The organism is Pseudomonas sp. RIT288 (assembly GCF_000631985.1).
GTDB lineage: Bacteria > Pseudomonadota > Gammaproteobacteria > Pseudomonadales > Pseudomonadaceae > Aquipseudomonas.
The window spans coordinates 106,354-116,985 of sequence record NZ_JFYN01000011.1 but is presented as its reverse complement, the minus strand read 5'-3'; the positions used below and the strand labels follow the sequence as shown (position 1 = coordinate 116,985).

Annotated in this window: 10 protein-coding genes; 7 read left to right on the top strand and 3 right to left on the bottom strand. The window is 61.4% G+C overall.

From position 1 onward, the window contains the following. Window positions 1-229: 229 nt before the first annotated feature. Window positions 230-964, bottom strand: coding sequence for a thioesterase II family protein (locus tag BW33_RS11645; RefSeq protein WP_047599114.1), 735 nt, complete (start codon window positions 962-964; stop codon window positions 230-232). A gap of 132 nt (window positions 965-1,096) precedes the next feature. On the opposite strand from BW33_RS11645, the gene BW33_RS11640 reads away from it, so the two are divergent. Next, a complete protein-coding gene (locus BW33_RS11640; RefSeq protein WP_047599112.1) occupies window positions 1,097-2,230 on the top strand; it encodes a cupin-like domain-containing protein in 1,134 nt (377 codons plus the stop codon). Between the two features lie 183 nt (window positions 2,231-2,413). Here BW33_RS11640 and BW33_RS11635 read toward each other — a convergent pair whose 3' ends face one another. Continuing rightward, complete coding sequence (locus tag BW33_RS11635; RefSeq protein WP_047599111.1) at window positions 2,414-3,586, bottom strand: MFS transporter; 1,173 nt, start codon at window positions 3,584-3,586, stop codon at window positions 2,414-2,416. Window positions 3,587-3,828: 242 nt separating this feature from the next. Between BW33_RS11635 and BW33_RS11630 the strand changes: the two genes are divergently transcribed. From BW33_RS11630 to BW33_RS11615, 4 genes are all read left to right on the top strand, one after another. Beyond that, complete coding sequence (locus BW33_RS11630) at window positions 3,829-4,629, top strand: glucose 1-dehydrogenase (RefSeq protein WP_047599109.1); 801 nt, start codon at window positions 3,829-3,831, stop codon at window positions 4,627-4,629. Beyond that, entirely contained in the window at window positions 4,622-6,448 is a 1,827-nt protein-coding gene (locus tag BW33_RS11625; protein ID WP_047599107.1) for a glycoside hydrolase family 15 protein, read from the top strand. The genes BW33_RS11630 and BW33_RS11625 overlap by 8 nt, the downstream gene beginning before the upstream one ends. A 390-nt stretch (window positions 6,449-6,838) precedes the next feature. Beyond that, window positions 6,839-7,228: a hypothetical protein gene (locus tag BW33_RS11620; RefSeq protein ID WP_047599106.1), complete on the top strand. Its 390-nt coding sequence runs from the start codon at window positions 6,839-6,841 to the stop codon at window positions 7,226-7,228. Window positions 7,229-7,321: 93 nt separating this feature from the next. Further along, window positions 7,322-7,825 (top strand): hypothetical protein, encoded by a 504-nt coding sequence (locus BW33_RS11615; RefSeq protein ID WP_052032710.1) that lies wholly within the window; start codon window positions 7,322-7,324, stop codon window positions 7,823-7,825. On the opposite strand, the gene BW33_RS11610 is transcribed toward BW33_RS11615, so the two are convergent. Next, the gene (locus BW33_RS11610) at window positions 7,820-8,803 is read right to left on the bottom strand and encodes a GlxA family transcriptional regulator (RefSeq protein ID WP_047599104.1); all 984 of its coding nucleotides are present in this window, start codon (window positions 8,801-8,803) and stop codon (window positions 7,820-7,822) included. The two genes, BW33_RS11615 and BW33_RS11610, sit on opposite strands and share 6 nt — an antisense overlap. 88 nt (window positions 8,804-8,891) lie before the next feature. Here BW33_RS11610 and inhA point away from each other — a divergent pair, with 88 nt between their 5' ends. Together inhA and BW33_RS11600 are read left to right on the top strand one after the other, a co-directional pair. Then, complete coding sequence (gene inhA / locus BW33_RS11605; RefSeq protein WP_047599103.1) at window positions 8,892-9,578, top strand: isonitrile hydratase; 687 nt, start codon at window positions 8,892-8,894, stop codon at window positions 9,576-9,578. A gap of 206 nt (window positions 9,579-9,784) precedes the next feature. Then, complete coding sequence (locus BW33_RS11600; RefSeq protein ID WP_047599101.1) at window positions 9,785-10,576, top strand: CPBP family intramembrane glutamic endopeptidase; 792 nt, start codon at window positions 9,785-9,787, stop codon at window positions 10,574-10,576. Window positions 10,577-10,632 lie beyond the last annotated feature (56 nt).

The following is a 10,632-nucleotide window of genomic DNA, read 5'->3' as shown; positions in this document are numbered from 1 at the left end:
TTCTCAGCATCCGGATCAGTAGGCAGGAAGCACAAAGGCACGTCGTCCCTATAAAACGAATGCAGACCGGAAAAATTAGCGAATGAGAACAACTGTCAGACAGACAAAACCCTGTGGGAGCGAGCCTGCTCGCGATAGCGACCTGTCAGTCAATGTTGCAGTAACTGATCTATCGCTATCGCGAGCAGGCTCGCTCCCACAGGGTCTCGGATGAATCCGCAGAATCGGTTTACACGACGGCCATCAGGCTGTGCCGGCGATGATGCCCTTCCAGCTGATCCTTGATCACCTTGAGCACTTTGGCTTCATGCTCATGAATAAAGAAGTGCCCGCCGGCGAGCATGTCCACCGAAAAGCTGCCACGGGTTTCCTTGCTCCAGCCGATCAGTTGTTCGGTGGTCGCACGATCCGCCTTGCCGCCCAGAACGTGCACCGGGCAGTTGAGCAACGGCCGCTGCAACGGCTCGAATTTGCCGCAGAGCAGAAAGTCGGCGCGCAGGATCGGCAGGGTCAGGCTCATCAGCTCGGCATTGGCCAGCACTTCTTCGCGGGTGCCGTTGAGTGTGCGCAACTGATCGATCAGCTCGGCGTCGGTTTTCGGCTCGGCAAAACCGCGATCGTAATCGGCGCGCATCGTCGGCGCCGCCGTGCCCGAGGCAAACAGCGCCACTGGTTCCGGGCAGCCCAATAGGCGCAGTGCATGGGCGATTTCGCAGGCCAGCAGCGCGCCCAGACTATGGCCGAACAACGCATACGGCGCCTTGAGATTCGGCCGCAATTCCTTGGCCAGCTGCATCGCCAGCGCACGCATATCCGTGTGCAGCGGCTCGTCGAAACGTGCGCCGCGCCCCGGCAGTTCCACCGGTTGCAGTTGCAGCCATTGCGGCAGTTTTGGCCGCCAGCGGCTGTAGACCATGGCGCTGGCGCCGGAGTACGGCAGGCACAGCAGGGTCAGCTTGTTCACCCGGCTTTCCTCGAAAAATTTGTCTGTAGAGAGAAACGGATTACCCGCCCGGCAAATTAGTCGCGCGCCGGTAAATTGCGCCAACGGGCGCTCGTTAACTGTTCAGGCCAAAACCAATAATGAGGATTCACCGTGGACCTGCAGAGCATCCTGGGCAAGTTGTTCGCCAACGCCGGTGCCGTCGGCATCGAAGGCGTTTTTCAATTCGTGTTTGGCCCGCAGCAGGCCTACTGGTCGGAGGTCAAGGCCAGCAGCCGCACCGCGCCCGGACGCCACCCCAGCCCCGACGTGACCATTGAAGTGGCCGAGAGCGATTTTCTCGGGATCATGGGCGGCCGGGTCAATGTCGAAGAACTGTTCGCCAGCGGGCGCCTGAAAATCGGCGGCAACATGGGCCTGGCGACGCTGCTGCCGCAGATCATCGAGCACGCGATGCACGGTGGTGCAGTGGCGCAAAAGGTCGACATGAACAAGCGCTACCCGACGCCGCCACGCTTCAGTGAACAACTCACCGCCGGCCTGCCGATCCAGACCCGCATCGAGCGTCTTCCGCGCAATGAATTGTCGGTCAGCGAATTCAAAAGCAAGTATTTGCCCAACGGCATCCCGGTAGTGATCAGCAATGCCCTGCACGACTGGCCGCTGTTCAAGCTCAGTCGTGAAGAATCGCTGGTGCATTTCGCCGAACTGCAGGGCATCACCCGCCACGGCGATTACGTGAAGAAGACCTTTTCCACCGAACGTGATTTCCGCTCGACGTCGATGGCCGAGTTCATTGCCTCGCTGGACCAACCGGCGGTCAAACGGGCTGACGGCGAACCGCCGGCCTACATGGGCAACAACATCCTGCCGGCGCAATTGCTGCAGCAGATCAAGTACCCGCCCTACTTCGATGCGTCGCTGTTCATCCCGCCACGCATCTGGATCGGCCCCAAAGGTACGCTGACGCCGCTGCACCGCGACGACACCGACAACTTGTTCGCGCAGGTCTGGGGCCAGAAGCAGTTCACCCTCGCCGCCCCGCATCACCGCGAAGCACTGGGCACCTGGTCGACGGCGCCGAAGGGTGGCCTGGATGGTTGCGACTTCAACCCCGATGCGCCGGACTACGAGCGCTTTCCTGCAGCACGCGATGTGACATTCCTGCGCGTGACGCTGGAGGCCGGAGATCTGCTGTTTTTGCCAGAGGGCTGGTTCCATCAGGTGGAATCGGTGTCGACATCACTGTCGGTGAATTTCTGGGTGAATTCGGGCCGGGGTTGGTAACCGACACCACCAAACTCCTGAAGGTATCGATAACTGTGGCGAGGGAGCTTGCTCCCGCTGGACTGCGGAGCGATCCCAAGCTCTGAGTCTCAATGATTTCTGAAATCGGGCCGACTGGTTTGCGATTGCTGCGCAATCGAGCGGGAGCAAGCTCCCTCACCACAACCGCTCATCAATGCCGGGTTATTTCAGGTGCCGATAACTCTGAAACGCCGACGCCAACACCACCGCCCCCGCCACAATCGCCAGCCAGAATCCGCTGCGTGCGCCAAACGCATCCACCAGAGCGCCCGAGCCGGCCGCGCCAATCGCCACGCCGATGCTCAGCCCCGTCACCAGCCACGTCAGGCCTTCGGTGAGTTTGGCCGGCGGCACGATGCGCTCGATCAGCGCCATCGCCACAATCAGCGTCGGCGAGAAGAACAACCCGGCGACAAACACCGCCAACGACAAACCGAAAATATTGCTCGCCAGCAGCAATGGCAGTGTGGTCACCGCCGTCGCCACCCCGCCGTAGAGAAACAGCCGCGGCAACGGCAGTTTCGAACGCATCGCGCCAAACGCGATACCGGCCAGACACGAGCCGACCGCATACACCGACAACACGATGCTCGCCGCCGCCGGCTGGCCCTGCTGCTGGGCGAAGGCGACGCTGACCACATCGATCACACCGACGATGACGCCCATCGCGAGCATCAACGCCAGCAGCCATTGCACGTCGGTCGAGCGAATGATCGAACCCTGATGCTGCGACTCCTGCGGGTGCACCGCCGGCTCGGTGCTGCGCTGGGCAACAAACGCCGTCACCCCGATCGCCAGCGCCAGCAGCGCGGCCAACGGCCCGGCCTCGGGAAACGCCACCACGCACAAACCCACTGACAGCGGCGGGCCGACGATGAAACAGACTTCATCGAGCACCGATTCCAGCGCGTAGGCAGTCTGTAATTGCGGCTGGCCGCGATAGATCTCGGTCCAGCGTGCGCGCACCATCGCCGACATGCTCGGCATGCACCCGGCCAGCGCGGCGAAGATGAACAGCGTCCAGGTCGGCGCCTGCAAACGCGTGCACAGCAACAACATCAACAGCGCCCCGCCACCGATCAATGCCGACAACGGCAGCACCTTGCCCTGGCCGAAACGATCCACCAGCCGCGAGACCTGCGGCGCACAAAACGCCGTGGCCAGGGCAAACGTCGCCGCCACCGCACCGGCCAGTGCGTACCCGCCCTTGAGTTGCGAGAGCATGGTGATCACGCCGATGCCGGTCATGGAAATCGGCATGCGCGCGATCATCCCGGCCAGTACAAAAGCACGGGCGCCGGGGGCGGTGAATAATTCGCGATAGGGGTTTGCCATGGGTACAGCCTCATCAGGGGCCGCCAAGTTGCCATAAAGGTTGATGAGCGTGGAAGCATGCAATTGTTGGTGGAATGTGAAGGCCCGGAAGAGCAAAAGATCGCAGCGTGCCGCAGCGCCTACAGGTGAACGCATTTCCATGTAGGAGCTGCCGAAGGCTGCGATCTTTTGCTCTTTGCTCTGAACTCTCTCCGCTTGCGACCAGTCAGCTAAATAGGCCCTCACTCAAGGCGCGACCCTGCATGCAAATATCCCTCGCCCGCCAAGTGGCACTGGTCACCGGCGCCAGCTCCGGCATCGGCCACGCCGCCGCCAAAGCGCTGGCCGCTGCCGGCGCAGCCGTCGTTATCAATTACAACCGTCAGGCCGAACCTGCCGAAGCGCTGGCGCGACAAATCATCGCCGACGGCGGTCAGGCACTGGCCATCGGCGCCGATATTTCAAAGGAAGACGAAGTCGAACGGCTGTTCGCCGAGACCCTCGACGCCTTTGGTGCGCTGGACATTCTGCTGGCCAACTCCGGCCTGCAAAAAGATGCGCCGGCGGTGGACATGACCCTGGATGACTGGAACACGGTGATCGGCGTCAACCTCACCGGCCAGTTCCTCTGCGCTCGCGCCGCGCTGCGGATTTTCAACCGACAAGGGGTGCGTGAAGGCGTGTCCCGCGCGGCCGGCAAGATCATTCACATGAGTTCGGTGCATCAACGCATTCCGTGGGCCGGGCACGTCAACTATGCGGCGTCCAAGGGCGGCGTCGATCAGTTGATGCAGACCCTCGCCCAGGAAGTCAGCCATCAGCGCATCCGCATCAACGGCATCGCGCCGGGGGCGATTCGCACGGCAATCAATCAGGACGCCACCGAAGGCGCCGCCGGCGAAAAGCTGCTGGAGCTGATCCCCTACGGTCGCATCGGCGATGTCGAGGACATCGCCAACGCGGTGGTGTTTCTCGCTTCCGACGCCGCCGACTACATCGTCGGCACCACCCTGTTCATCGACGGCGGCATGAGTCTTTATCCGGAGTTTCGTGGCAATGGCTGAGCATCATCCTGAACGACAAAGCCCGATCGACGCCCACGGCATCATCGGCGACCTGCGCAGTGCCGCACTGGTCAACGACAAGGGCAGCGTGGATTTTTTCTGCTGGCCGGAATTCGACAGCCCGTCGATCTTCTGTTCGCTGCTCGACACGCCCGAGGCGGGGATTTTCCAGCTTGCCCCGGACTTGCCCGACGCCCGGCGCGAACAGATCTACCTGCCGGACACCAATGTTTTGCAGACGCGCTGGCTCAGCGAACAGGCCGTGGTGGAAATCACCGACCTGCTGCCGATCGGCGACAGTGTCGATGATTTGCCGCTGCTGATGCGCCGGGTGCGGGTGGTCAGCGGTGAAGCGACGTTTCACATGCGCTGCGCGGTGCGGCATGACTACGCGCGTGCCAACACCCGGGCGCAGATGGATGACCAATCGGTGATTTTCAGCGCCGAGGACCAGCCGTCACTGCGGCTGGTGGCGGATCAGGCGCTGCGCATCGATGGCGAATCGGCCATTGCTTCCTTCAGTTTGAAACAGGATCAGCACGCCGAATTTGTCCTCGGTGGCGCCGACGATCCGCGCTTCAGGGATGACGGCGCCAAAATGTGCCTGGAGCGCACGTTGAAGTTCTGGCGCGACTGGATCGGCCAGTCCAACTACCGTGGACGCTGGCGGGAGATGGTCAATCGTTCGGCCCTCGCGCTCAAGCTGCTGACCTCGCGCAAGCACGGCGCGATCCTCGCCGCCGCCACCTTCGGCCTGCCGGAAACCCCCGGCGGCGAGCGCAACTGGGACTATCGCTACACCTGGATCCGCGACGCCTCGTTCACCGTCTACGCGTTCATGCGCCTGGGTTTTGTTGACGAGGCCAACGCCTACATGGGCTGGCTGCGTGGGCGGGTCAGCGATTGTCAGGGACATTCAACCAAACTCAACATCCTCTATGCGATCGACGGCCGTCAACAACTGCCGGAAACCGAACTTTCTCACCTCTCCGGCCATGGCGGCGCGCAACCGGTGCGCATCGGCAATGGCGCGTACGATCAGATTCAGCTCGATATCTTCGGCGAACTGATGGACGCGGTGTACCTGGTCAATAAATACGGCGACGCGATTTCCCACCAAGGCTGGAAACACGTGCGCGAAGTGGTCGATCAGGTGTGTGAGACCTGGCAGACCACCGATGTAGGCATTTGGGAAATGCGCGGTGAGCAGCATCACTTCCTGCACTCGCGGTTGATGTGCTGGGTGGCGCTTGACCGGGCCATCCGCCTGGCCTCGAAACGCTCGCTGCCGGCGCCGTTCGTCCAGTGGGATCAGACCCGGCAGGCGATCTACGCCGACATCTGGGACAACTTCTGGGACGAAGAGCGCGGGCATTTCGTCCAGTACAAGGGCGGCACTGCGCTCGACGGTTCGATGCTGCTGATGCCGCTGGTGCGCTTCGTCAGCGCCAAGGATCCACGCTGGCTGTCGACCCTTGAAGCGATCGAAAAACACTTGGTGCGCGACGGCATGGTTTACCGCTACCGCAACGATGACGCCAACATCGACGGTTTGGCCGGCACCGAAGGCGCCTTTGCCGCCTGCTCGTTCTGGTACGTCGAATGTCTGGCCCGGGCCGGTCAGGTGGAAAAGGCCCACCTGGAGTTCGAACAACTGCTGCGCTACGCGAACCCGCTGGGCCTGTATGCCGAAGAGTTCGACAGCAAGGGCCGCCATCTGGGCAACACCCCGCAAGCGCTGACGCATCTGGCGCTGATCAGTGCGGCGAGTTTTCTTGATCGGCGTTTGAGTGGGGAAAAGAGTGTTTGGCAGCCGTAAATTCGCCGCACTCTGTCGGAAATATCCCTTCAACTCGGGTTTTGCAGGACGATTTCCTACACAAAAATAAACGTTGGTGAACTTCTGTGGCGAGGGAGCTTGCTCCCGCCGGGTCGCGAAGCGGCCCCAATCCCTGCGCCATCATTTCTCCAGAAGAACCGTATTGTCTGGCTTTGCGCCTGCTTCGCAGCCGAGCGGGAGCAAGCTCCCTCGCCACACGCCAGGTCATTCAGCCCCTACTTCGTCTAAACAATCCCCGCCCAATCCCTCCCCCGCAACCTGCACTTACACCCTGAAATACCCTGTTGCCAGCTGTTACATCCCCCCCTACCATCCACCGCAACGGGCACAGCGGAGCTGTCCAATAAAACCCGAATTCAAGGAACCAGAATGACCCAGCACGTCCACCGCCCCATCGCCACGCCCCTGCGCAGCGGCCTTACTCGCACCCAACTCTGGGAAGCCGCCGACAAAGGCCTGATCAAATGCTGGGAAATCGGCCGCCAGCGCGCCACCCGCTTCCCCGACCTCGCCCACCAATGCCTCGCCGGCGAACTGCCGGTGCTCGGCTGGAAAGGTGGCGTGAGCCGCAGCCTGAAGAAAAACGAGAAATACGGCTCGCTGAAATACCTGGCGCAGTGGCAGGGGTTGCGTGGCGAGGATCTGGATATTGACCTGGGTGAAGAGCGTTCACTGACCTGCTCGCGGACGAAGATGCGGGTGACGTTTACGCCGGATCGGACGAAGTATTTCAATCAGGTGGCGGAAGCCGAGTCATAGAAAGCGCACATTTTGTAGGCAGGTCTGATTCATACGAGTGTTTTTGTACCTTTCAACTTATCGGCTACGGATTACTGTGTGACAAAAACATACATGGACAAGCTCGCCCTTACGGTTGCTGCACTAGCACTAGGGGCAACCATCTGGCAGGGACAAGCCCAGATCAAACATAACCACGTCTCGATAGAGCCGCGAATCACTTCGTACTTTTCCAACAACGGGAACAAAGACCAGTGGGGCATCTACGCCTTTAACAACGGTATGGGTAACGCTTTTGTTGAAAGCCTTGAAGTGTACGTGGACGGAAAAGCAGTCGCGGATCATCCGTACGGAAAGTTCTTCTCTGCCGTCAACGCCCTTGGGCTGGATCCACTGTGTTTTTTAATCGGTGGCCCGCGCCCGAACGACGCTTTCCAAGTAGGCAGCGAGGAACGCCTTATTGAAGCCAATCCGAAAGCCCCCAAAACATGCGCATTAAGTAACCTGATGCTGCAAAAATATGCCAACGAGCGGGTGGACTATGAATTGGTTTTCAAATCGATTTATGGTGATCGCTTCAAGTATCGATACTCTAAAAACTCTCAGGTGGCTCTATAAACGCGCCGTATCCGCTCCAGCACTGACCGAAAACCGCTCCCGATATGCCTGCGGCGTCACGCCAATCGCGCGCAGAAAACTGCGGCGCAATGTTTCTTCACTGCCAAACCCGCAGTTGGCGGCGATGCGTTTCACCGGCAGCCCGGTGTCACTCAGCAAGCGGCGGGCGGTTTCGACGCGGATCAGTTCGATGGCGCGGGCCGGGGTCTGGCCGGTGTCGGCGCGGTAGTGGCGAACGAAGCTGCGTTCGCTCATGCCGGCCTGTTCGGCCAGGGTCGGGATGCCGAGGTCGCAGGTGAGGTTTTCGGCGATCCAGGCGTGCAGTTCATCAAAGCGATTGCCCTGATTCTGCAGAGCCAGGGTCACGCTGAATTGCGATTGCCCGCCGGGACGTTTGAGAAACACCACTAAATGCCGGGCGACGTCGAGGGCGATGTCGCGGCCCAGATCTTCCTCGACCATCGCCAGGGCCAGATCGATGCCGGCGGTGACGCCCGCCGAGGTCCAGACCAGGCCGTCATTGATGAAAATCGGGTTGGCTTCGACCTGCAACTTCGGGTGCTGCTGCGCCAGTTGTTCGCAACGGGTCCAGTGGGTGACCACGCGACGTCCGTCGAGCCAGCCGCTGGCCGCCAACAGGAAAGCGCCGGTGCAGACCGAGGCCACGCGTCGGCATTTCGCCGCATGCTCGCGCACCCAGTCCACCAGCGGCACGTCTTCCGCTGCCGGGTAAATGCCCCAGCCACCGGCGATGATCAAGGTATCGCTGGCCTGCTGCGGCAACGGTTCGGCGAGCACCGCCAGCCCCGCCGACGACATCACCGCGCCGCCTTCACTGGCAATCACCGACGGCGCATACGGTACCGGCAAGCCGCGCTGGCGGGCGATGTCGTTGGCCGAGGCGAACACTTGCAGCGGGCCGGTGACGTCGAGGATCTGCATGTTGGCGAACGCGAGAACGTGAATGGCTTTGGGCATTTGGCGTAATTCGTGGGGTTATTGGCGTATACGCCAGAACCTACGCGCCTACAGTGAAGCCGTCCACCCCTCAAATGGAGAAAAAACCATGGCGTTGCAGATCGGTTTTCTGTTGTTTCCGCAGGTGCAGCAACTCGACCTGACCGGTCCCTATGACGTGTTGGCCTCGCTGCCGGACGTGCAGGTGCATCTGATCTGGAAGGATCTGGTGCCGGTCACCGCCAGCACCGGCCTGCTGCTGAAACCGACCACCACCTTCGAGGACTGCCCGGATCTGGATGTGCTCTGTATTCCCGGTGGCGCCGGGGTCGGGCCGCTGATGGAGGATGAGCAGACGCTGGCGTTCATCAAGCGTCAGGCGGCGCAGGCCAGATATGTGACGTCGGTGTGCACCGGTTCGCTGGTGCTGGGCGCGGCGGGTCTGCTGAAAGGCAAACGCGCGACCACCCACTGGGCCTATCACGAACTGCTGCCGAAGCTCGGCGCGATTGCGGTGCAGGATCGGGTGGTGCGCGACGGCAATCTGTTTACCGGTGGCGGGATTACCGCAGGCATCGACTTTGCGCTGGTGCTGGCCGCCGAACTGGTGGGAGCCGAGGCGGCGCAGTTGATTCAGTTGCAACTTGAGTATGCTCCGGCGCCGCCGTTTGAGTCGGGCAGCCCGCAGACGGCGTCGAGTGCTGTCATCGACGAGGCCCGCCTGCGTGCAGCGCCGTCGTTGAAACTGCGCACGGAAATCACCGAGCGCGCGGCGGCGAAACTCGACCTGCGCTGATCCTCCGCCAAATACAAAACCCTGTAGGAGCTGCCGCAGGCTGCGATCTTTTGATCTTGAAAAGCCAAAGTCAGAAGATCGCAGCCTGCGGCAGCTCCTACAGGGAGGATTGCGGCGTGTCACCGTTTCCCGCCACACCTTTACTTGTCCCGACGCCCTCACCCGTGTAGAAAGCCCTTCCACAAAATTCTGCACAAGGACTTTCGATGAAGGCGTTGCCATGGCTCTATCTGGCACTTCTCAGCCTCGGTTATGGATTGGCCTTGAGCTTTGGCCAACTCGGCTGGCTCGCGCTGATCTCCTTCGGACTGTTGCTGGTGGCCGGTTTCGCCGTGCGCCAGCAGCAGGTGCCGGTGGCGCGGTTGCTGGGGCACGCGCTGTTTATCTTCCTCGCCCTGTCGCTGGCGCTGCACTGGTTACCGGGGTTCGACAATGGCCGGGCCATCGCCCCGCTGCGTTTCACCGACGACGCCGTGCCGTTCGCGATGTATCTGAATCTGGACAAACCCTTGCTCGGCTTCTGGCTGTTGCTCGTCTGCCCGTGGATTGTCGCGGCACGCTCGCTGCGTCCGACGGTGTACGCCAGCGTCCTCGCCCTGACGTTGAGCGCCGTCCTGGCGCTGGGCGGTGCGCTGTTGTTCGGCATGATTGCCTGGGCGCCGAAGTGGCCCGATCAGGCGTGGCTGTGGCTGCTGAACAATCTGCTGTTGGTGACGCTGGTCGAGGAAGCGCTGTTTCGCGGCTATATACAGGGCGGCTTGAGCCGGCTGTTCAAGCACCTGCCCCACGGCGACAACCTCGCTCTGCTGCTGGCGTCGCTGATCTTTGCCCTCGCACATCTGGGCGCTGGATGGCACTGGGTGCTGCTGGCGGGTCTGGCAGGTGTCGGCTATGGTCTGGCCTACCGTTTTGGTGGCCTTGCGGCGGCGATCGCCACGCACTTCGGGCTGAACCTGCTGCATTTTGCGCTGTTCACCTATCCGATGCTGGCCGGTTGAAGCAAGAGCGGTTTTGCGACGCCGTACTTATATCTGAAAAAAAACTTCAATAATTT